This is a genomic window from Fulvimarina fulva, assembly GCF_039652615.1.
Lineage (GTDB): Bacteria > Pseudomonadota > Alphaproteobacteria > Rhizobiales > Rhizobiaceae > Fulvimarina.
Map to the genome: position 1 here is coordinate 131,027 of NZ_JBDJAC010000003.1, position 21,887 is coordinate 152,913.

Sequence of the window (21,887 nt, forward strand, 5' to 3'; positions counted from 1 at the left end):
GATCAATCCTCTTTGCGAGCGAGGAAGTGATCGGCGTAGACGTCCCGCAGCTCCGTCTTCAGGATCTTGCCGGTCGCCGTATGCGGAATTTCGTCGACGAAGACGATATCGTCCGGAAGCTGCCAGCGGGCGACATGATGAAGCAGGAAGTCCCGGATAGACGGCGCATCGGGCCTCGCCCCGCTCTGAAGAACGACGAGGAGCAGCGGACGCTCGTCCCATTTCGGATGGGGAATTCCAACGACAGCGGCCTCCTCGACCGAGGGATGGCCAACGGCCGCGTTTTCGAGATCGATCGAGGAAATCCATTCGCCGCCTGACTTGATGACATCTTTGGATCGATCGGTGATGCGCATGACGCCATCAGGATCGATGGTCGCGACATCGCCGGTGCGAAACCAGCCCTCTAAATCCGTTTCGCGCTCTTCCCGCCGGAAGTAGCCATCGGCGACCCACCAGCCGCGCACCATCAGATCGCCGAAGGTTTCGCCGTCATGGGGCAAGGGGTCCCCTTCGTCGTCGACGATCTTGATTTCCACGCCGTAAAGCGGACGGCCCTGCCGGGACCTGATCTCGTCGAGTACGTCGTCCGGCGCGTTCGCGTCCTCGTGCGGCACCCGGGCAATGGTGCCGAGCGGGCTCAATTCCGTCATGCCCCAGAAATGGACGATCCGGACATCGTGGCGCTCGCGATAGTTCGTGATCAGCGAGGGCGGACAGGCCGAACCGCTTACGACGAGGGTATCGAGGGATTTCAGCATCTGCTTCGTCTTGGCGAGATATTGCAGAACGCCGAGCCAGATCGTCGGGACGCCGCAGGAGATCGTCACCTTCTCGCCGTTGATGATGTCCGTGAGATGCGGCCCGTCCAGCTGGTTGCAGGGCAGAACGAGCTTGGCCCCGGCGAGCGTCGCGGCATAGGGCAGCCCCCAGGCATTGGCGTGATACATGGAGGAGGCCGGCATCACGCAATCGCGCGAGGAGACACCGAAAGCATCCGGCATGACAGATGCATAGGCGTGCAGGATGGTCGAGCGATGGCTGTAGAGAACGCCCTTCGGATTGCCTGTCGTCCCGGACGTGTAGCAAAGCGCGGCGGCGGTTTCCTCGGGAAGATCCGGCCAGTCGAAATCGTCGCTCTCCGCATCGAGAAGGTCCTCGTAGCAGAAGAGGTTATCAACCGGCAGGCCGGAAGGCATCTCGTCCCTGTGGCACAGGGCGACGAAGGCCTTCACCGACGGGCAGACCCGCGCGATCTCGGCGACGAGATCGCAGAAGGTAAGGTCGAAGAACAGGATCTTGTCTTCGGCATGATCGACGATGAAGCGGATCTGATCGAAGAAGAGCCGGGGATTGATGGTGTGGCAGATCGCGCCCGAGCCGGAGATCGAATAATAAAGTTCGAGGTGGCGATGGGTGTTCCAGGCGAGTGTCGCGATACGGTCGCCGATCTCGACATCCAGCGATTTCAACGCATTCGCAGCACGGCGCGAGCGCCGCGCCGTCTCGGCATAGGTGCTGCGGTTGATGGAACCATCGATCAGCCGGGATACGACTTCGGTCGAGCCGTGTGTGCGGGCGGCATGCTCGATCAGCGATGCGATCGATAGCTGCCTGTCCTGCATCAAACCCATCATCGCGTCGCTACCTCCACCATCGACCATATCGATGGGTCTAGCGCGAAATGCTGCGCTGCGGCAAACGCCGGTGCGGGATCGAATGAGGGACAGGCGACCGATCGGCTGGCGGATCAGGCCTTGAGGGCCGTCGCCTCGATCTCGACCTTCATTTCGGGCTTGAGCAATCCGCAGACGATGAGGGTTGCGGCAGGGCGGATTTCGGAGAAGACGCGGCCGGTTTCCTGAAACAGCTCGGACGCGAAATCCGCGTCCGTGACGTAATACGTCATCCGCACCACGTCCGACATCTGAAAACCGCCCTCCTCCAGCGCCTTGCGAATGGTCGCGAGAGCGTTTGCAGTCTGCTCGCGAACACTGCCCGGCATGGACATGGTTTCATAGTCGTAGCCGGTGGTGCCGGACACGAAGGCCATGTTGCCGAGAACGACGGCGCGGGAATAGCCGGCCTCTTTTTCGAAGGGAGAGCCGGAGGAGATCAGCTTTCGGTCGGTCACAAGCCTCAGCCCTTCAGGCGATCCCAGCCCTCATCCGGCGTGAAGCGCTCGCCATGCTTTTCCTTCAGCGCATTCATCTTGGCGAGGATGTCGTCGACGCCGCGCTTTTTGGCGTAGTTAATCGGTCCGCCACGGAAGGGCGCGAAGCCCGTTCCGAAAATCATCGCACCATCGGCGAGATCCTCGTCGGTGATGACGCCCTCGCGCAGGCACGCGACGATCGCGTTCAGCATGGGCAGGATCAGGCGGTCCAGAAGGTCCGGATCGTCCTTCGAGCCGTCCTTCAGCGCTTCGACAGGCTTCTTTTGCGGCTTGCCCTTCTCGTCGAATTCGTAAAGGCCCTTACCCGTCTTGCGGCCAAGTTTGCCCTCGTCGACCATCTTCTTCAGCCAGCCGGGCGTTGCCGGAAACACGCCACCGAGACGCTCACGGAGCGATTCGCTGACATCCAGCGCCACGTCGAGCCCGACCTGATCGTTGAGTTCCACCGGTCCCATGGGCATGCCGAACTTTTCGGCGCGGTCGTCGATGCGCTCCTTCGGGATGCCTTCATCGACCATGATCAGGGCTTCGGCCATGTAGGGCAACAAAGCTCGGTTCACGAGGAAGCCCGGCGCGGATTTGACCGGAGCCGGCAGACGCGAGAGCTCCACGGCGAAATTGGTGGCGCGGCTCGTGGTCTCCTCGCTGACGCGGTCATGGCTGACGATCTCGATCAGCTGCATGCGCGAGACCGGGTTGAAGAAGTGAAGCCCAACGAAACGCGAGGGATCGGACAGGCCTTCCGCCAGATCGGGCAGCGGCAGCGCCGAGGTATTGGTCGCTAGGATTGCGCCCTCTTTCAGCTTCGGCTCCACATCGGCATAGATCTTGCGCTTGAGATCGAGCTTTTCCGGCACCGCCTCGATGACGATGTCGGCGCGGGAGATTCCAAGACCATCGGTGTCCGGCATCAGACGATCAAGCGCATCCCGCACCTTGATCGGATCCTTCAACACACCCTTCAGCATCTTGGACGCGGCCTTGATCGCCTTGCCCATGGGTTTCAGCGCGACATCGCCGAGGGTAACACGAAACCCCTGCTTGGCGGCCCACGCGGCAATCTCGCCGCCCATCGCGCCGGCGCCGATCACATGGACATGCTTGATGCCCGACTTGCCGGTGCGCAGACCGCGCATCTTTTCACGCAGGAAGAAGACCCGCACCAGATTGCGCGAGGTTTCGGTCTCGATCAGTTTGGCAAAGCTCGTGAGTTCGCCTTCCTGCATCGCGTCTGCGGAGCCGCCGTGCTCTTCCCAAAGATCAATGAGGGCATAGGGAGCCGGATAGACGTCCTTGGAGGCCTTTTCCGCTGTCTTCTTCCGCATCTGCTTGGCAGCGAACGAGCGGGCCGGCTTCATGGCGAAAGCCTGATGCTTCACGCCGGTCGAAGCCGGCTCGAGATCGTTATGAACAGCGGCCTCAATTGCTGCGCCCACATGGCGCTCCTCGACGACGGCATCGACGAGACCGATCGACTTGGCTTTCTTTGCCGAGGCCGACTTTCCGGTCAGCATCATCGTCATCGCTTCGATCGGATCGGCCTTCCGGGTCGAGCGGAACGTGCCGCCGAGGCCCGGATGGAGGCCAAGCATCACTTCGGGAAAGCCGAGCGAAGCATCCTTCACGCAGATCCGCATGTCGCAGGCGAGCGCGATTTCGAGACCTGCTCCCAAACAATGGCCATGAATGACCGCGATCGTCTTCGCCTGGAGGCTGGCGAGGCGATCGAGAACGAGATGCCCCTCTTTCAGCATGCCGCGGATGTCGCCGGTGGAAGCCCCGACAAACTGGTTGATGTCTGCGCCCGCCGCGAACCCTGCGGGCTTCGCCGAGCGGATCACGACCGCCGAGGGCTTCTGATCGATGATGTGATCGATATGGTGCGAAAGCTCGGTCAGCACGTCGCGATCGATCGTGTTCACCGACTTTCCCGGGCAGTCGAGAACGAGCCAGTAGACAAAGTCGCTGTCAATCGCAGCGCGCCAGTTGCCTTCCTGCTCGGCAAGCCGGGCGGCACCCAGTTCCAAGGCACGGTCTTGAAGCGCGGAAAGCATTCTGCCCATGGTTCTCTCTTGTCTTTCGTCTCGTGTCGTGCCGGTCGATCATAAAGCTGGAACGCAAGCGTTCCATGGACAGCCGGAAATCCCGCCTATCCGCATGGCATTTGATAAATCAGGCCGCTTCCAGAAGCATGGCGCCGCCCTGTCCGCCGCCAATACATTCGGTCGCGATGCCACGCTTCTTTCCGAGGCGCTTCATGGCGTTGGCGAGATGCAGCGTGATCCGGTTGCCGCTCGTGCCGACCGGATGGCCCAGCGAAATCGCGCCGCCATCGACATTGAGCCGATCCATCGCGATCAGGCCGCCCGCACCTTCGAGACCCAGCACCTCATCGGCGATCTTCTGATCATCGAACGCCTTGACGCAGGCAAGCACCTGGGCGGCGAAGGCCTCGTTGATCTCCCAAAGATCGACATCGGCAACGGCCATTTCCTGACGCCTGAGGATCGGCGCGGTCGAAACTACGGGACCAAGGCCCATGATCGAGGGATCGAGCGCACCCCATTCGGAATCGACGATCCGCGCGATCGGCGTCAGGCCATGCTGCTGGACGGCATCTTCGGAGGCGAGGATCGTCCAGGATGCGCCATCGGTGATCTGCGAGGCGTTGCCGGGCGTGACCTTGCCATAGGGCCGTTCGAAGACAGGCTTCAGCTTGGCAAGGGATTTCACATCCGAATTGGGTCGGACGCCATCGTCGCTTTCATAGACAGAGCCATCCGTGGCAACGGTCGGCACCATCTCGCCCTTGAACCAGCCTTCTTCCGTGGCCTTGGCCAAACGGTGATGGCTCTGGACCGCATAGGTATCGGCGTCCCGGCGCGAGATATCGAAAAGATGGGCCAGAATTTCTGCGGTCTGGCCCATGTTCAAGTCGGTGATCGGGTCGGTAAGACCCCGCTCAAGCCCGATGACCGGCTTGAAATGCTCCGCTTTCAGGCCGCCCAGCGTTTTCAGCTTCTGGCCGGCCGACTTTGCGCTGTTCATCCTGGCAAACCAGTCGACCGCGCCGCGCCGCAAGACGAGGGGCGAGTGACTGAGAGCCTCGGCGCCGCCCGCCAGAACGATATCGGCCGTCCCGCGCTCGATATAGCGGAAGGCCGTGTCGATCGACTGCATGCCGGAGCCGCAGTTGATCTGGACAGAAAAAGCCGGCGTTTCATCCGAGATACCAAGGCGGAGCGAGGCGACCCGCGCAGGGTTCATCTCGTCCGCGATGACATTCACGCAGCCCAGAATGACGAGATCGATCGCCGTCTGGGGGAAGGGCTGGCGCATCAGGAGCGGTCGCCCGCACTGAACCGCCAGATCAACAGGCGTGAAAGGGCCCGGTTTCCCGCGCGCCTTGATAAAGGGCGTGCGGGATCCGTCTACGATGTAGACCGGCTTTGGCATTACTCGGCAGCCTCGCGATGGAGTTCAGGGGAACGGTTGCTGGTGCCCCGCGCATCATCTGCCGTGAAGCGCGAAACCTCCGACATCTTGAAGGCGTCGACTTCGACGACCTTGCGCTGGGCAGCCTTGAACGCGGTGAAGGTGTCGAATTCCTCCGCCGTGATGACGCCGTTGTCGCGGGCCTTCTCGGCGTTGGAGGTCTTTGCTTCGCGCATCTTCTTCTCGATCGGCTCGCACTCATGGGCAAGCAGGAACGCCCGCTCGAGATCGGCGATCGGATTGTCCTCGCGATTTTCGCCGAGATAAAGATCCGGCGTCAGACGGTCTCGCTGGGACGACGGCCGAAGCAGGATATCGGCGACCTCGCGGACGAGATCATCGGACGGCTGCTGATAGGGAACGCCCAGCGGGAAGGCGATGAACCGCGTCAGCCCCGCAGCCCAACGGGCCGGCAGGTTGTCGAGAACGCCGTTGAAGGCGAGCGCGATGCGGTTGATGCCCTGCTGCATGATGAGCTCGACGATCGGGCGATCGGCTTCCGGACGACCTTCCACCTCGAAGCGCTTGAGGCAGGCCGACAGCAGATAGAGCTCGGACAGGATATCGCCCAGACGCGCGGAGATCATCTCGCGGCGCTTCAGGCTGCCACCGAGCGTGAGGAGAGCGAGATCCGAGAGCATTGCGAATGCCGAAGACAGCCGCGACAGCTGACGCCAATGGCTGGTCATCGCAGCCTTCGGTGCCGGAGCCGCAAGGCCGCCGGTCCAGCCGCGCACGAAGGCCCGGAAGACGTTCGTCACGGAGTGGCCGACATGGCCCCAAAACGCCTTGTCGAACTCCTTCAGGCCCTCTTCCTTGTCCGTATTCGAAAGCGCGAGCAGCTCCTTCAGCATGTAGGGATGCGCGCGGATGGCGCCCTGCCCGAAGATCATCAGGTTGCGCGTCAGAATGTTCGCGCCTTCGACCGTGATGCCGATCGGCACGCCGCGATAGGCCGCAGCCATGTAGTTCTTGGGGCCTTCGATGATCGCCTTGCCGCCATGGATATCCATGGATCGCTCAATCGATTCACGCATCCGGTAGGTGGCGTTCGACTTCATGATCGCGGAGATCACGGATGGCTTGTGGCCTTCGTCGAGGGCGGCAACCGTCAGGCGGCGTGCGGCATCGATGAGATAGGCGTTGGCCGCGATGTCGGCGAGCGGCTCCTGAATGCCTTCGAACTTGCCGATGGGCAGGCCGAACTGCGTGCGAACCCGCGAATAGGCACCGGCAAAGCGCGCACACATGGCCGCGGACGCAGCGGACTGGGAGGGCAGCGAGATGCCACGACCGGCCGCAAGCGCGGTCATCAGCATGGTCCAGCCCTGGCCGATCTGCTTTTCACCGCCGAGGATCCAGTCCATCGGAATGAAGACGTCCTTGCCGTAGAGCGGACCGTTCTGGAAATAGGTATTGAGCGGAATGTGCCGCTCGCTCTGATCGACACCCGGCGTCGACGTCGGGATGAGGGCGACGGTGATTCCGAGATTCTCGCCACGGCCCAGATGATTCTCCGGATCGCGCATCTTGAAGGCAAGGCCCATGACGGTCGCGACCGGAGCCAGCGTGATGTAGCGCTTCTCGAAGTTGAGGCGGATGCCGAGGACTTCCTTGCCCTCGTGCTGACCGTATTCGACAACGCCGACATCCGTCATTGCGGCGGCATCGGAGCCGGCGGTCGGCGAGGTCAGGCCGAAACAGGGAATTTCACGGCCGTCGGCAAGGCGCGGCAACCAGTAGTCGCGCTGCTCCTGCGTACCGAAGTGAAGCATCAATTCGCCGGGTCCAAGCGAATTCGGCACCATGACCGTGACGCCAGCGGCGACCGAGCAGGACGAGACCTTGCGCACGATTTCGGAATGGGCGGTGTTGGAGAAACCGAGGCCGCCATATTCCTTCGGGATGATCATGCCGAAGAACTTGTTCTCCCGCATATAGGCCCAGACTTCCGGCGGCAGATCGTGATCTTCGTTGATGATCTTCCAGTCATCGATCATCGAACAGAGTTCGGTTACCGGGCCGTCGAGGAAGGCCTGCTCTTCCCGGGTCAGCTTTGCCGGCGGCATGTCGACGAGGCTCTGCCAGTCCGGATTTCCGGTAAAGAGTTCGCGATCGAACCAAACCGTGCCGGCGTCGATCGCCTCTTTCTCGGTCTCGGAAATCGCGGGCATGACGCCCTTCGCCCATTTGAAGATCGGACGGGTCAGCTTCTCAGCTCGCCAAGACATGCGGATGCACTCCTCCTTGCTTCACCCCGTTCCAGTAAACGCTAACGTAGGCGAATCGGTTTTGTTTCCAGTCCTCGAAACGAATTCAGCAAGCCTTGCCAACGCCCGGATCGCTGCCACGGGGCATGGGGCGTCTGCGCTTCAATCGTCATCGCGGACATTACGCACCTTCCTATTTACGTAAACGGAAGACGATTGAAAAGAGGGGCGCACTGTCGCTGGTTAGCAATTTTCGCAAAGCCCCAGACGACGCCGTTGCGTAACCGCCGAGCCATATGGGAACGACCACCCGGACGTTGGTTTCGGGCGCGGATGGATCGCACCACAAAAAACCGTGACCCCAACTTATCGGCCCCCCTGTTTCAGCTTCAGCGATTTTTCCCGAACGCCGATCATACGAAATCCGTGCAATCGCTCCGCGATAACGGATCTGAGAACCCTCACGCGCCGCTTGGGGCTTGAATACCGTCCCCCGGCCTCATCGGCCGGATACGGTAGAACAGATCACTGAAACGGGCTTGGCGGACGGGCTCGCGCGCTAGTTTCAAGCGCCAAATGATCTGCGAACGGTTGAGCCATTGACGATATTGATCTGGATCGCGATCGCCGTCGCCTCGACGGCCATCATCTGGAAAGCGAGCGCTGCCCTCGAAGCGTCGAGCGAGAGCCTGTCCCGATATTACGGGCTGCCGCCCGTCGTCCAGGGCACGATCGTGGTCGCCGTCGGATCGAGCTTTCCGGAACTGGCGACCACCGTCATCTCGGCCCTCATCCATGGCGAATTCCAGCTGGGCGTCGCCGCGATAGTCGGGTCGGCGATCTTCAACATTCTGGTCATCCCGGCCTTGTCCGGCCTCTTTTCGAAGGAAGGGCGACTTCCGAGCAATCGCGAACTCGTTTTCAAGGAAGCCCAGTTCTACATGATCTCGGTGGCAGTGCTGCTGCTGACCTTCTGTTTTGCCGTCATCTATTTTCCGGTCGATACCGGAAACGGGACGGTGGATGGCGAGGTCAACCGCCTCCTCGCACTGATCCCTCTCGGCCTCTACGCGCTCTACATCTTCGTTCAGTATCTGGAGACCGTCGACACCCCGAACGAGGAAAAGCGTCCCGATATCGCACCCGGCAAACAATGGCTGATCTTCGCGGCTTCGCTTCTTGCCATCGTCATCGGGGTCGAGGGCCTCGTGCAGGCCGCGATCAGTTTCGGCGACATCTTCAATACGCCGAGCTTCTTGTGGGGTTTCACGGTGATAGCGGCGGGCACGTCGATCCCGGACGCCTTCATCTCGGTTCGCGCAGCCTCGAGGGGCGACGGCGTCGTCTCCATCGGCAATGTTCTAGGCTCCAACATCTTCGACCTGCTGGTCGCCATTCCCGCCGGCGTGATGGTCGCCGGCACGACCGCCATCGTCTTCTCCGTCGCCGCGCCCATGATGGGACTTCTGACCCTTGCGACGATCGCGCTCTTCGTGGCGCTTCGCACCTCCATGGTGCTGAAGCGGGGAGAGTGCATCATGCTTCTCGTGCTTTACGGCGCGATCGTCGGCTGGGTGGTCCTCGAAAGCTTCGGTGTCACCACTTTGATGAGTGGGCTTCTCTCCAACTAAGAAGCCTACTCCTCGTCAGCCCGGCCTATGCGCTCAGGCCTCTGATCGCCGGATAAAGCGCCCGGTAGCGGCCGTAAGCGTCCTCGAAGGCGTTCTCCATATCCGCAAGAGGCTCGAAGCTCCGTGCGATCGGCGGCATGGTCATGACCGAGGACGGGTCCTCTCCGGTCGCAGCGCACCGGCCAAGACGGGCGGCGCCGAGAGCCGCGCCGAAATCGCCGGCCTCCGGCAGAACGATCTCGGTCTTCAGGACCGTCGCCATCAGCTGTAGCCAATAATGTGAGCGGGCGCCCGCGCCGACGGCGACAAGCCTTTTGGGACGGGACGAGGCCGCACCGGCTTCGAGACAATCGCGCATGGAAAAGGCAACGCCCTCCATAACGGCCCGGGTCATCGCCGGCCGTCCGGTATCGGCTTCGAGGCCAGCAAAGACGCCGCGCATCTCGGCGTCGTTGTGGGGCGTGCGCTCTCCCGAAAGATAGGGAAGGAAGGTCAGGCGGCCGGGCGGCATCAAGTGCGCGCCAAGCGCGCCGGTCAGATCGTTCGGGCTTTCCTGCAGCAGTTTGGACAGCCACTCGATGGACCCGGCTGCCGACAGCGTCACGCCCATCTGGTGCCAGAGCCCCGGGATGGCATGACAGAAGGTATGGATCGCCGTCTCGGGTGCTGGCTCATAGCCGGAGGCCGGCGTGAACAGGACGCCGGACGTGCCGAGCGAAAGAAAGCCGCTGCCGGGCTCCGAGACACCGACGCCGCAGGCCGAGGCCGCATTGTCGCCCGCACCGCCGGCAACCTTCACGCCGCTTCTTAGCCCAAACTGCTTTGCGAGTTCAGGCCGCAGCTCGCCGGACACATCCGTTCCCTCGACGAGACGCGGCATGTTGGAGCGTGAAAGATGCGTCCGGTCCAGCATCCTGTCCGACCAGTCCCGCGCGCCGGTATCGAGCCAGGATGTCCCCGCGGCATCGGACATTTCGGACACACGCTCGCCGGTCAGCCAAAGGCGCAGAAAGTCCTTGGGCAGGAGGACCGCAGCAACCTTGGCGAAGATCTCTGGCTCGTTGGCGCGCACCCAGTCGAGCTTCGGGGCCGTAAAGCCCGGAAAGACGATATTGCCGGTGATCCTGCGTGCTTCCTCGTCGTCGAGTTCAGCAGCTTCTTTCGCCGCCCGCGTGTCGTTCCAGAGGATGCACGGTCGCAGCGAATTATCGGCTTCATCGATCAGCGTCGCGCCGTGCATGTGGCCCGACAGACCGATGCCTTCGACGGCGGCGAGCGCGTCGGCGTGATCCCGCTTCAGCTCCGAGAGCACGGCTTCGCAGGCGACGATCCAGCTTTCCGGGTTTTGTTCGGACCAGCCGAAGGCCGGCCGCTCGACCGTCAGATGAGCGGTCGCCGAGGCGATGGGCGCTCCATCATCGCCGACGAGCAGCGCTTTGAGCGACGAGGTGCCGAGATCGAGCCCGAGCGTGACGGCCATGATATCCTCCAGATATTGATTCGATTGATCGCGGTCATCGTGCCTTCGAACTTCGGTCGTTCGCAACCCGAACCTTTCCGCTTCCGTCGGGCGCCGCGTTCCGTCAGCCGCAGCTGCGAGCGAGCCCTCCTGCTCCCGGTTCCAAGTATACCAAAAGCCGACCAACGACTTATTGCCAGATCACAGCGACCGGCGAAAAATCCAACTGTTTCAGGACGCTGATCCGGTCACATCTACTCATATTCATCCCGGAACGAGAAAATAATCTGAACCCTCAGCAGGGCTGTGCATTGTGTCCCCAGAAGCGACAACACAGCGTTTCGTAAACAAGATACGGCCGGGAACGACGTTTCAGATCAAGGTGTTAACGCACCTGCTCGACCGCTCCCCTCGTGCCGAATTCCAACGAAGACAGGCCAAGTACCTGCCCTTCAAGAACCCAAGAGGAAATCTGTTATGAAGAAGCTTCTTCTCGCCACCTCCGTTATCGCGCTCAGCATGGGCCCGGCATTCGCTCAGTCTAGCGATTCCTCGAGCGACATGTCGAATAGCGATTCGACGTCGATGTCCTCGTCTGATTCCAGCTCAATGTCGTCGTCCGACTCCAGCGGCAACTCCTCGATGTCGACCGAAGACATGGTCGCCTCGCAGAGCAAGGTGCTGGATGCCCTGAAGCAGGCCGGTTACACGGACGCTGAGATCATGGACGCCGCCTACATGGTTCAGGCCAAGACCCCGGATGGCGAACAGGTCCTGATGATGATCGACACGAGCGGCCGCGTCATGGGTGCCCAGCGTGCATCGGGCAATGGCGGTTCCTCCAGCTCGGGTTCGATGGACAGCTCGTCCGGCTCCGGCTCGATGGACAGCTCGACCGGTTCCAGCTCGATGGGTTCGGGTAGCATGGACAGCTCGACCACCACCAATGGAACGACGAGCACCGACGGATCGACCGGCACCTCAAACTAAGCCTCGTCGACCCTGAGCCGCTCGCCGGCTGACATCAGCCGGCGCGCTTTAACGAGCGCGTCGGCTTTTTCGCGTCTGCAACGGATTGATCGATAGAGACAATTCGATTCCGGCAAACAGAAACGAACGGGTTTTAAGACCGCGTCCGGCGGCGACTAAACCGTTCGTCCCGTGAAAAAATCCCAACGGTCTTTGTATTCGCCTGACGGCGTGTTTCAGCCGGATGCTCTATCAACGATAAAAGTGTTGAACGGTGTGGCCACCTCGCCGTAGTGCAACCGACACATATCGCAGCTATTAAGCCCCCCGAAACGCCTGAAGCTTCCAGCCGCGCATCGATCGGCTATCGGAACGTTCGATCCGGCGATCTCATCCAATTTGCACTTGAAAGCACGGAACAATGGCAACCAAAGGCCAAGCATCACTCCACCCCACCAAGCACCCGCTTTCCGAAAACACGCGCGGTGCGATGGTGCAGCTTCTGCAGGCCCATCTGGCGACGGCCCTCGACCTCACATACCAGACGAAGCAGGCCCACTGGAACGTGAAGGGTCTCAACTTCATCGCCGTCCATAAGCTCTTCGACGAACTGCACGAGGCGACCGAGGAGTTCGTCGACGACATCGCCGAACGGCTCACGGCCCTCGGCGGTCAGGCCCAGGGTACGGTTCAGGCCGCGAGCGAGAACACCCTGCTCGATCCTTATCCGCTCGATCTCGTGGACACCGAGGGACACCTGCGCCGCCTGTCCGACTCCTACGCGAAGTGGTCGGGGGAACTCGTCAAGGCGATCTCCGAGGCCAGCGAAGCGGGCGACAGTCTGACCGAGGATCTTCTCACCGAGGTCGGACGCGGCATCGACGAGTCGCTCTATTTCCTCGAGAGCCATTTTCAGGTTGTCGACACGAGCTATCGTCAGAACCACTGATCGCCCCTTCGGCCGATCAAACTCGAATAAGCGTTTTTCCGGAAGCGCCGCGATCCATTCGCGGCGCTTCTGTCGTATGGAGCGTCCGCTTCGCCTATCTTGTGCGCATGAAATCAGCAGAGAATCAGGATTGGACGTGACGGCCAGCGACGACCTCTTTCCCGTCAGAACCGTACCGGTCCTTGTCCCGCTCCCCGTCGACCGGCCCTATTCCTATGGGGTGCCGGAGGATATGATGGTCGAGCCCGGTTCGATCGTGCAGGTTCCGCTCGGCCCTCGTCAGGTGGCGGGCGTCGTCTGGGACGCGCCCGAGAACGGGAACGCGGACCGTATCGATCCGAAGAAGCTCCGGCCGATCACCCGTTGTTTCGATTGCCCGAGCCTCGGCCCGGAGATGCGGCGCTTCATCGACTGGGTGGCGGATTATACCTTGTCGCCGCCAGGTCTCGTCGCCCGGATGGCGCTTCGCGCGCCCGCCGCCTTCGATCCCGAGCCCTGGATCGATGGCCTGGAGGCCACCGAGGCCCGTCCCGAACGGATGACGGACGCGCGGCGGCGCATCTTCGAGGCGGCGGAAGAGGCGTCCGTCTGGACGAAATCGGGCCTCGCTCACGCAGCCGGCGTCACGCCCTCGGTCGTCGACGGGTTGATGAAGGCGGGTGCCTTCAGGACGGTCAGGTTCCCACCGCCGCCTGCCGTCGCGGAGCCCGATACGGGCTATGGCCGCGCGGCCCTGAGCGCTGAACAGAGTGAGGCCGCGAGCGAACTCGCCGCGACCGGGCGGGAGGGCGCATTTTCCGTCACCCTTCTTGAAGGCGTCACCGGGTCGGGCAAGACGGAAGTCTATTTCGAGGCGGTTGCCGCGGCGCTCGATGCCGGCAAACAGGTGCTGATCCTTTTGCCGGAGATCGCCCTCACCCAAAGCTTTCTCGACCGTTTCCACGATCGGTTCGGGGCACCGCCAGCCGAATGGCATTCCGACATCGCGCCCAAGATGCGCGAGAAGATCTGGCGGCAGGTCACCGAGGGCCGCGTTCGCGTCGTCGCAGGGGCACGCTCCGCGCTCTTCCTGCCATTCAAGGAACTGGGCCTCATCATCGTCGACGAGGAACATGATCCCGCCTACAAGCAGGAGGACCGCACCTTCTACCACGCACGCGACATGGCCGTCGTGCGTGGCCGGATCGGTGCCTTTCCGGTCATTCTCGCCTCCGCGACGCCTTCCGTCGAGACACGGGTGAACGCCGATCTGGGACGCTATCGGCATGTGCGCCTCGAAGCGCGTTACGCAGCGGCCGCGCTTCCGGACCTCTCCCTTGTCGACATGCGCAGGTCTCCGCCGCCGCGCGGCAAGTTCGTGTCTCCCCTCCTCCTCACCGCGATCAAGGAGACGGTGGCGCGCGGGGAACAGGCCCTCCTCTTCCTCAACCGCCGGGGCTACGCACCGCTGACGCTTTGCCGGGTCTGCGGCCATCGCTTCCAGTGTGCCTCTTGCTCTACCTGGCTCGTCGATCATCGCCTGCGCGGCATCCTGCAGTGCCACCATTGCGGTTTTCAGGTCGCCCGGCCCGAAGCCTGCCCGGAATGCGGGACGCTCGATCACCTCGTCGCCTGCGGCCCCGGCGTCGAGCGGATCGCCGAGGAAATGCTGAGCGATCTGCCCGAGGCCCGGACGATCCTTCTGTCATCCGATCTTCCCGGCGGCGCGCGGCGCCTGCGACGGGAACTCGACGCGATCGCCGAAGGCGAGGCGGATATCGTGATCGGGACCCAGCTCGTCGCCAAGGGACACCATTTTCCGATGATGACGCTGGTCGGCGCGATCGACGCCGATCTCGGCCTCGCAAACGGAGATCCGCGCGCGGCAGAACGCACTTTCCAGCTTCTTCATCAGGTGACGGGACGGGCGGGACGGACCGGAAAGGCGAGTCGGGGCCTGATCCAGACCTATCAGAGCGAGCATCCGGTGATGCGGGCGATCGCTTCGGGAGATACGGAGGCGTTCTACTCGCGGGAAATCGCCGAGCGGGAGCGCTCCCAGCTTCCGCCCTTCGGCCGCCTCGCCGCGATCGTGATTTCCGCCAATTCCAAGAAAGAGGCCGAGAACCACGCCCGGCAGATCCGCGAGGCCGCGCCCGACGATCCGGACCTTGAGATGCTCGGCCCCGCCGAGGCACCGCTCGCGGTGCTGCGCGGTCGCCATCGTTTCAGGCTCCTCGTCCAGGGCTCGCGCCGTGCCCCGCTTCAGTCCTATTTGCGTGCAACGCTTCAACGCGCGGCCCCGCCACGCGGGTCGGTCCAGATGCAAATCGACATTGACCCACAAAGCTTTTTGTGACGTTTCGGACTAGGCCTGACGCTGCGACATTCGGGCCAGGGAGGAGAAAGCGATGAAAGTTCAGGGCCACAACACGTTTCGCATTTTGGGGTTGAGCCTTGTGGCGCTCTCAGCGCTTTCCGCACTCGCCATGTCCGCCGGTGCACAGGGAAATGGGACCGCCGATCCTCAGGGACAATCGAGCGAGGCGATGCAGGCTCCCCCCTTCGAATCGACCGAGCCGGGCCAGACTCTCCAGCCGAATGTCGGCGATCCCGCGCAGGGTTTGCGTCTGGGCGAACTCAACTGGGCACCGATCGAGAGCCAATGCGGTTTCACCAACGGGACCAAACCCGCTCCGGTCATGGATACGGACGAAGCTCAACCCCTTGTTTTCGTCACCATGGCCTCACCGAGCGAAAAAGCCGGCAGCGCGATGCTTGAACGTGGCTACATCATGGCCAACGGAATCGTGCGCGAACTGGAACGCGGCAAGTCCGCGCCCAACCGCGAGGGCACGGTGACGACCGTCTGGCGCTCGGCCGGCGAGCCCCGGATCAACGTTTCCGTCGCGATCGACGAGACGAAGAAAACGACGGATGGCGTCGAATACGACGGCACCATGACCGTGCACTGGGGCGACAAGAAAGAAGTCGTCGACATCCAGGGTCGATGCGTCGATCCCAGCGCCTATTCCGGAACGCACTGACGCCGGCGCCGACCGTGCGGCACCGACTGTTCGCATCTGCGGCATCAATTTCGACAACGAGCGGCCGACCGCTATCGCCCGCCCGGTCCGATGGTCTATAAGCCGCCCATCTTGGTCTCCAGCACACCCGACGCTCCATGCAATTTGCCGTTCCCACCGAACTCCGCGACCTTTTGCCGTTCATCGCGGCTTGCGTAACGATCCTCCTCGGATTGATCGCCCTCTTTGCGCCGCGCCTCACCTTGCGCGCCCTGCGGCTTCAGCCGCGCGAAACCAGACCCGAGGCGGCGGGCGAGCCGCGCTCCGTCATCGCGGGCTTCTGGCTCGGGGTCGGGGTCGTCGCCCTGTTTTTCTTCGATCAGATGTTCATCCAGCTCTGTCTCGGAGCGGGCTGGCTGATGAGCGCTTTCGGGCGCTTCGTGTCGATTCTCTCCGACGATGGCGTGACGCTTGTGAACTGGCTCGTTCTGCTCGTCATGCTGGCGCTTGCGTTCGCCTCTCTCGCGCCTGCCCTTGGTTTTATCACCTGAACCAAAGTCCAAACGAGCGGCCCCAAAGGCATCCGCGGTGCGGAAAACCCTTTGAAAACCAGAGTTATCCGATACCGTGACCGCCTTCGGCGCTTCCATTCGCCTTTCAGCACCAAAACCGGCCCCGCGCATGTTGTCGGTCCAAAAACCCTATGCTAGAGGGTCCGCAGTCTTCATAAGGGGTGATGCGGATGGGATCGTCCGCGCCTCGTCCTTCTTGATGTCTTGGTAGACGGCTCACCCTCTGGCGTGACCAGATGCTGAAACCTCAGGAACAACCAACGCGAAAGAGAAACGGTCGTCCGTGGCAAAATCATCCTCTCCCGTTTCGGAAGTTGCTGACCGCTACGCCCAATCCCTCTTCGATCTTGCGCGCGGGGACGGCTCAATCGAGACCGTCGAATCCGAACTGGATGGCTTCCGCGGCCTGATCGAAGAGAACGCGGATGTCAGGCGTCTGGTCGAGAGCCCTGCCTTCACTGCCGATGAGCAGTCCAAGGGTGTGGAAGCGATCGTCAACAGCGCTCAGCCCAGCGCTCTGACGGGCAATTTTCTCAAGGTTGTCGCGAGAAATCGCCGGCTTTTCGCTCTTCCCGGCATGATTCGGCGCTTCAAGCAACTCGCCGCCGCCCATCGCGGCGAGATCGAGGCTGAAGTGACGACCGCCAAGGAAATGAGCGACGCCGAACGCAACGAACTCAAGGACGTTCTCGGCAACTACGCCGGCAAGACCGTCACCCTTCGCGAGCGGGTCGATCCCTCGATCCTCGGCGGACTGATCGTTCAGGTCGGTTCGCGCATGGTCGACACGTCGATCCGCACCAAACTCAATTCGCTCAAGCTTGCACTGAAAGAGGTCGGCTGATGGACATCCGCCCCGCGGAAATTTCCGATATCCTGAAAAACCAGATCAAGAACTTCGGTGCGGAAGCCGAAGTCTCAGAGGTCGGTCAGGTTCTCTCGATCGGCGACGGTATTGCCCGCGTCTACGGCCTCGACAACTGTCAGGCCGGTGAAATGGTCGAGTTCTCCGACGGCATTCAGGGCATGGTCCTGAACCTCGAAGCCGACAATGTCGGCGTCGTCGTGTTCGGCTCAGACCGAAACATCAAGGAAGGCGACACCGTCAAGCGGACCGGCGCCATCGTGGAAGTTCCAGTCGGCAAGGGTCTTCTCGGCCGCGTGGTCGACGGTCTCGGCAACCCGATCGACGGCAAGGGCCCGATCGAAAGCTCCGAGAACCGCCGCGTCGACGTGAAGGCACCGGGCATCATCCCGCGCAAATCGGTTCACGAGCCGATGTCGACGGGCCTCAAGGCCATCGACGCCCTGATCCCGATCGGCCGTGGCCAGCGTGAGCTGGTCATCGGCGACCGTCAGACCGGCAAGTCGGCCATTCTTCTGGATACGATCCTCAACCAGAAGCCGGCTCATGACGAGAACCGCGACAACGACAAGCTCTACTGCATCTATGTCGCCGTCGGCCAGAAGCGCTCGACCGTGGCCCAGTTCGTGCGCACGCTCGAAGAGCGCGGCGCGCTCGAATACTCGATCGTCGTTGCCGCGACCGCTTCGGACCCGGCTCCGATGCAGTACATCGCACCGTTCGTCGGCTGCACGATCGGCGAATATTTCCGCGACAACGGCATGCACGCCATGATCGGCTACGACGATCTGTCCAAACAGGCTGTCGCCTATCGCCAGATTTCGCTTCTGCTTCGCCGTCCGCCGGGACGCGAAGCCTATCCGGGCGACGTCTTCTATCTGCACTCGCGCCTTCTGGAGCGCGCGGCAAAGCTGAACGACGATCACGGTGCAGGTTCCCTCACCGCGCTTCCCGTCATCGAGACCCAGGCGGGCGACGTTTCGGCCTACATCCCGACCAACGTGATCTCGATCACGGATGGGCAGATCTTCCTTGAAACGACGCTCTTCTATCAGGGTGTCCGTCCGGCCGTGAACGTCGGTCTGTCGGTCAGCCGCGTGGGTTCGTCGGCACAGATCAAGGCGATGAAGCAGGTTGCCGGCTCGATCAAGGGCGAGCTCGCCCAGTATCGTGAGATGGAGGCCTTCGCGCAGTTCGGCTCGGACCTCGATGCTTCGACCCAGAGACTGCTGCGCCGTGGCCAACGCCTGACCGAGCTTCTGAAGCAGCCGCAGTTCTCGCCGCTGAAGACGGAAGAGCAGGTCGTCGTGATCTATGCGGGCACGAACGGCTATCTCGACGATCTCAAGGTCGACCAGGTTGGCGAGTTCGAAGAGGGTCTCCTCAACGCAATGCGAAACGAGCACAAGGACGTGCTCGACGCGATCGCCGAGAAGAAGGCCTTGAACGACGAGATCAAGGACAAGCTCAAATCGGCGGTCGACAAGTTCAAGAAGAACTTCGCCTGATCGATCGCCCCAGGCGATCGAGATCAAACGGAACCGCTCGGCCCCCTCATGACAGGTGGCCGGGCCGCGACATCCCGGAGACGCGCGACAAGCAATGGCATCCCTGAAGGATCTTCGAAATCGTATCTCCTCGGTCAAATCGACCAAGAAGATCACCAAGGCCATGCAGATGGTGGCCGCGTCGAAGCTGCGCAAAGCGGAAGAAGCTGCGCAGAACGCGCGCCCCTATGCCGAGCGCATGCATTCGGTCCTGTCCAATCTCGCCGGCGTCAATCAGAACGAAGCTCCCAAGCTGATGACCGGCACCGGCAAGGACGACGTGCATCTGCTCGTCGTCTTCACCGCCGATCGCGGTCTGTGCGGCGGCTTCAACGCCTCCATCGTGAAGAAGGCGCGCTCCAAGCAGCGCGAGCTCGAAGCGAACGGCAAGACGGTCAAGTTCTACGCCGTCGGCAAAAAGGGCTATGATCTGATGCGCCGTGATCTGGCGGACAAGATCGTGGACTCCGTGAGCTTCCGCGAAGTCGGCCGCGTCGGCTTCGACGAGGCGGCTCAGGTCGGCGACAAGGTCATCGACATGTTCGAGGCGGGCGACTTCGACGTCTGCCACCTCTTCTATGCCGAATTCCAGAACGTGATGACCCAGGTCCCGACCGGTCAGCAGGTCATTCCCGCATCGGTCGGCGAGGAAGAGGACGACGCCGAGACCAAGGGTTCGAAGGTCGGCATGACCTACGAATACGAGCCCGATCCGGCCGGCATTCTCGACGAGCTCATCCCGCGCAACATCAAGATCCAGATTCTGCGCGCACTCCTCGAAAACGCCGCTTCCGAACAGGGCGCACGCATGACCGCTATGGACAATGCAACACGCAATGCCGGCGACATGATCGAGGATCTTGAGATTTCCTACAACCGGCAGCGCCAGGCCCAGATCACGACCGAGCTGACCGAAATCATTTCTGGCGCCGAGGCGCTTTAGTACACTCTCACGGAAGGAGGCCACGATGGCTGACACCGACAATCAGAACCGGCCAACGGGCCGCGTTGCCCAGGTCATCGGCCCGGTCGTCGACGTTGAATTCGACGACCATCTCCCGGCGATCCTGAACTCGCTCGAATGTGACAACAACGGCAACCGCCTCGTCCTCGAGGTCGCCCAGCATCTCGGCGAGAACACCGTCCGCACCATCGCCATGGACCTGACCGAAGGCCTCGTGCGCGGCCAGCCGGTCCGCGACACCGGCAATCCGATCCAGGTGCCGGTCGGCGATGCAACGCTCGGCCGCATTCTCAACGTCATCGGCGAGCCGATCGACGAGGTCGGTCCGGTCAATTCGAACGAGACCCGCGCCATCCACCAGGCAGCTCCCGCCTATATCGAGCAGTCGCCGGAATCGCAGATCCTCGTGACCGGCATCAAGGTCATCGACCTTCTGACCCCTTATGCCCGTGGCGGTAAGATCGGCCTGTTCGGCGGCGCCGGCGTCGGCAAGACGGTGCTCATTCAGGAGCTGATCAACAACGTCGCAAAGGCGCACGGCGGTTACTCCGTGTTCGCCGGCGTCGGCGAACGGACCCGTGAGGGCAACGATCTCTATCATGAGATGATCGAGTCCGGCGTGAACGTCGATCCCCACAAGAACAACGGTTCGGCTGAAGGCTCCAAGGCCGCACTCGTCTTCGGTCAGATGAACGAGCCCCCGGGAGCCCGTGCGCGCGTCGCGCTCACCGGTCTCACGATCGCCGAGCACTTCCGCGATGCCGGCCAGGACGTTCTGTTCTTCGTCGACAACATCTTCCGCTTCACACAGGCTGGTTCCGAGGTCTCGGCGCTTCTCGGCCGTATCCCGTCCGCCGTGGGCTATCAGCCGACGCTGGCGACCGATATGGGCCAGATGCAGGAGCGCATCACGACCACGAACAAGGGTTCGATCACGTCCGTGCAGGCCATCTACGTGCCTGCCGACGACTTGACCGACCCGGCGCCTGCGACGACCTTTACCCACCTGGACGCGACGACGGTTCTCAACCGTTCGATCTCGGAAAAGGGCATCTACCCGGCCGTCGACCCGCTCGACTCCACCTCGCGCATGCTCCAGCCGATGATCGTTGGCGAAGAGCACTACCGGGTGGCCCGCGAGGTCCAGGAGATCCTTCAGAAGTACAAGTCCCTGCAGGACATCATCGCCATTCTCGGCATGGACGAGCTGTCCGAAGAGGACAAGCTCACGGTGCAGCGCGCCCGCAAGATCGAGCGCTTCTTCTCGCAGCCCTTCGCGGTTGCCGAGATCTTCACCAACACCCCGGGTGAGCTCGTCTCGCTGGAGGATACGATCCGGTCCTTCAAGGGTCTCGTCGAAGGCGAATACGACCATCTTCCGGAATCGGCCTTCTACATGGTCGGCTCCATCGATCAGGCGATCGAGAAGGCACAGAAGCAGGCTTCACAGGCCGCTTGATCTCATGAGAAGCGCGCCTCCCGAGCGGGAGGCGCCTTCAGCGACCGCTCGCGAGCGGCCCGTCAACGCCACAAAAGACAGGCGATATGGCTGACAGTTTCAAATTCGAGCTCGTTTCCCCCGAAAAGCTCCTCCTCTCCGAAGATGCCGACTCGGTCGTCGTTCCGGGTAACGAGGGTGAGTTCACCGTCATGGGCAACCACGCGCCGTTCATGACGACGCTGAGACCGGGTCTCGTCACGGCGACGCTTGCCGGCGGCGAGGAAAAGAAGCTGTTCGTTCGCGGCGGCTTCGCGGACATCAACGAAAATGGCCTCACCATTCTTGCCGAACACGCCCAGCCAGCCGAAGAGGTGAATCCGGAGGATCTGGACGAGCATATCGCATCGGCTCGCAAGCGGATGGAAGACGCCGATCACGACCATGCCCGCTCCAAGGCTGAGCAGTTTCTGGCCCAGCTCGAGCATGCGAAGACGCAACTGTCGAATTGATACCGGATCCGGCTGATCAAGCCGGCGACGGTATCGAAGCAGTCGCGGCGCATGAGCGATTTCGAACGCCATCCCTCGGGGTGGCGTTTTTCGTT

At 62.1% G+C, this 21,887-nt stretch carries 17 protein-coding genes; 11 read left to right on the forward strand and 6 right to left on the reverse strand.

Annotation, left to right across the window (positions count from 1 at the left end; translation table 11 throughout):
* Positions 1 to 2 precede the first annotated feature (2 nt).
* The 5 genes from ABDX79_RS06190 to ABDX79_RS06210 form a co-directional block, all read right to left on the reverse strand.
* Positions 3 to 1,637 (reverse strand): long-chain-fatty-acid--CoA ligase, encoded by a 1,635-nt coding sequence (locus ABDX79_RS06190; protein WP_346219404.1) that lies wholly within the window; start codon positions 1,635 to 1,637, stop codon positions 3 to 5.
* A 113-nt stretch (positions 1,638 to 1,750) separates the two neighbouring features.
* Complete coding sequence (locus ABDX79_RS06195; protein ID WP_346219405.1) at positions 1,751 to 2,134, reverse strand: RidA family protein; 384 nt, start codon at positions 2,132 to 2,134, stop codon at positions 1,751 to 1,753.
* 5 nt (positions 2,135 to 2,139) lie between these two features.
* Positions 2,140 to 4,239 (reverse strand): 3-hydroxyacyl-CoA dehydrogenase NAD-binding domain-containing protein, encoded by a 2,100-nt coding sequence (locus ABDX79_RS06200; RefSeq protein WP_346219406.1) that lies wholly within the window; start codon positions 4,237 to 4,239, stop codon positions 2,140 to 2,142.
* 109 nt (positions 4,240 to 4,348) lie between these two features.
* A complete protein-coding gene (locus ABDX79_RS06205) occupies positions 4,349 to 5,632 on the reverse strand; it encodes an acetyl-CoA C-acetyltransferase (RefSeq protein ID WP_346219407.1) in 1,284 nt (427 codons plus the stop codon).
* Positions 5,632 to 7,902: an acyl-CoA dehydrogenase gene (locus ABDX79_RS06210; protein WP_346219408.1), complete on the reverse strand. Its 2,271-nt coding sequence runs from the start codon at positions 7,900 to 7,902 to the stop codon at positions 5,632 to 5,634. The genes ABDX79_RS06205 and ABDX79_RS06210 overlap by 1 nt, the downstream gene beginning before the upstream one ends.
* Before the next feature lie 578 nt (positions 7,903 to 8,480).
* Here ABDX79_RS06210 and ABDX79_RS06215 point away from each other — a divergent pair.
* Positions 8,481 to 9,512, forward strand: coding sequence for a sodium:calcium antiporter (locus ABDX79_RS06215; RefSeq protein WP_346219409.1), 1,032 nt, complete (start codon positions 8,481 to 8,483; stop codon positions 9,510 to 9,512).
* A 25-nt stretch (positions 9,513 to 9,537) separates the two neighbouring features.
* Here the strand turns inward: ABDX79_RS06215 and xylB are convergent, their stop codons facing one another.
* On the reverse strand, positions 9,538 to 10,992 hold the full coding sequence (gene xylB / locus ABDX79_RS06220; RefSeq protein WP_346219410.1) for a xylulokinase: 1,455 nt from the start codon (positions 10,990 to 10,992) through the stop codon (positions 9,538 to 9,540).
* A 456-nt stretch (positions 10,993 to 11,448) separates the two neighbouring features.
* On the opposite strand from xylB, the gene ABDX79_RS06225 reads away from it, so the two are divergent.
* The 10 genes from ABDX79_RS06225 to ABDX79_RS06270 all read left to right on the forward strand — a co-directional run bounded on the left by ABDX79_RS06225 (position 11,449) and on the right by ABDX79_RS06270 (position 21,792).
* The gene (locus tag ABDX79_RS06225; RefSeq protein WP_346219411.1) at positions 11,449 to 11,961 is read left to right on the forward strand and encodes a hypothetical protein; all 513 of its coding nucleotides are present in this window, start codon (positions 11,449 to 11,451) and stop codon (positions 11,959 to 11,961) included.
* Positions 11,962 to 12,361: 400 nt separating this feature from the next.
* Positions 12,362 to 12,889 carry a DNA starvation/stationary phase protection protein Dps gene (gene dps, locus ABDX79_RS06230; protein WP_346219412.1) on the forward strand — a complete coding sequence of 176 codons (528 nt, stop codon included), beginning with the start codon at positions 12,362 to 12,364 and terminating at the stop codon, positions 12,887 to 12,889.
* A gap of 76 nt (positions 12,890 to 12,965) precedes the next feature.
* Complete coding sequence (locus ABDX79_RS06235) at positions 12,966 to 15,227, forward strand: primosomal protein N' (RefSeq protein ID WP_346219413.1); 2,262 nt, start codon at positions 12,966 to 12,968, stop codon at positions 15,225 to 15,227.
* A gap of 52 nt (positions 15,228 to 15,279) precedes the next feature.
* A complete protein-coding gene (locus ABDX79_RS06240; protein WP_346219414.1) occupies positions 15,280 to 15,915 on the forward strand; it encodes a hypothetical protein in 636 nt (211 codons plus the stop codon).
* A gap of 137 nt (positions 15,916 to 16,052) precedes the next feature.
* Positions 16,053 to 16,445 carry an AGROH133_08824 family phage infection protein gene (locus ABDX79_RS06245; RefSeq protein WP_346219415.1) on the forward strand — a complete coding sequence of 131 codons (393 nt, stop codon included), beginning with the start codon at positions 16,053 to 16,055 and terminating at the stop codon, positions 16,443 to 16,445.
* Positions 16,446 to 16,749: 304 nt separating this feature from the next.
* Positions 16,750 to 17,310 carry a F0F1 ATP synthase subunit delta gene (locus ABDX79_RS06250; protein WP_346219416.1) on the forward strand — a complete coding sequence of 187 codons (561 nt, stop codon included), beginning with the start codon at positions 16,750 to 16,752 and terminating at the stop codon, positions 17,308 to 17,310.
* Complete coding sequence (gene atpA / locus ABDX79_RS06255) at positions 17,310 to 18,839, forward strand: F0F1 ATP synthase subunit alpha (protein ID WP_346219417.1); 1,530 nt, start codon at positions 17,310 to 17,312, stop codon at positions 18,837 to 18,839. The genes ABDX79_RS06250 and atpA overlap by 1 nt, the downstream gene beginning before the upstream one ends.
* Positions 18,840 to 18,933: 94 nt before the next feature.
* Positions 18,934 to 19,821 (forward strand): F0F1 ATP synthase subunit gamma, encoded by an 888-nt coding sequence (locus ABDX79_RS06260; RefSeq protein WP_346219418.1) that lies wholly within the window; start codon positions 18,934 to 18,936, stop codon positions 19,819 to 19,821.
* 25 nt (positions 19,822 to 19,846) lie between these two features.
* Positions 19,847 to 21,301, forward strand: a complete 1,455-nt coding sequence (gene atpD, locus ABDX79_RS06265) for a F0F1 ATP synthase subunit beta (protein WP_346219419.1) — start codon at positions 19,847 to 19,849, stop codon at positions 21,299 to 21,301.
* A gap of 86 nt (positions 21,302 to 21,387) precedes the next feature.
* Complete coding sequence (locus ABDX79_RS06270; protein ID WP_346219420.1) at positions 21,388 to 21,792, forward strand: F0F1 ATP synthase subunit epsilon; 405 nt, start codon at positions 21,388 to 21,390, stop codon at positions 21,790 to 21,792.
* Positions 21,793 to 21,887: the final 95 nt, after the last annotated feature.

Bases quoted from the DNA above. Each gene is read 5' to 3' on its own strand.
- atpA (WP_346219417.1), top strand. From the start codon at position 17,310: ATGGACATCCGCCCCGCGGAAATTTCCGATATCCTGAAAAACCAGATC.
- ABDX79_RS06190 (WP_346219404.1), bottom strand. From the start codon at position 1,637: ATGATGGGTTTGATGCAGGACAGGCAGCTATCGATCGCATCGCTGATC.
- ABDX79_RS06235 (WP_346219413.1), top strand. From the start codon at position 12,966: ATGGAGCGTCCGCTTCGCCTATCTTGTGCGCATGAAATCAGCAGAGAA.
- atpD (WP_346219419.1), top strand. From the start codon at position 19,847: ATGGCTGACACCGACAATCAGAACCGGCCAACGGGCCGCGTTGCCCAG.
- ABDX79_RS06205 (WP_346219407.1), bottom strand. From the start codon at position 5,632: ATGCCAAAGCCGGTCTACATCGTAGACGGATCCCGCACGCCCTTTATC.
- dps (WP_346219412.1), top strand. From the start codon at position 12,362: ATGGCAACCAAAGGCCAAGCATCACTCCACCCCACCAAGCACCCGCTT.
- ABDX79_RS06270 (WP_346219420.1), top strand. From the start codon at position 21,388: ATGGCTGACAGTTTCAAATTCGAGCTCGTTTCCCCCGAAAAGCTCCTC.
- ABDX79_RS06245 (WP_346219415.1), top strand. From the start codon at position 16,053: ATGCAATTTGCCGTTCCCACCGAACTCCGCGACCTTTTGCCGTTCATC.
- xylB (WP_346219410.1), bottom strand. From the start codon at position 10,992: ATGGCCGTCACGCTCGGGCTCGATCTCGGCACCTCGTCGCTCAAAGCG.
- ABDX79_RS06240 (WP_346219414.1), top strand. From the start codon at position 15,280: ATGAAAGTTCAGGGCCACAACACGTTTCGCATTTTGGGGTTGAGCCTT.
- ABDX79_RS06260 (WP_346219418.1), top strand. From the start codon at position 18,934: ATGGCATCCCTGAAGGATCTTCGAAATCGTATCTCCTCGGTCAAATCG.
- ABDX79_RS06210 (WP_346219408.1), bottom strand. From the start codon at position 7,902: ATGTCTTGGCGAGCTGAGAAGCTGACCCGTCCGATCTTCAAATGGGCG.
- ABDX79_RS06225 (WP_346219411.1), top strand. From the start codon at position 11,449: ATGAAGAAGCTTCTTCTCGCCACCTCCGTTATCGCGCTCAGCATGGGC.
- ABDX79_RS06200 (WP_346219406.1), bottom strand. From the start codon at position 4,239: ATGGGCAGAATGCTTTCCGCGCTTCAAGACCGTGCCTTGGAACTGGGT.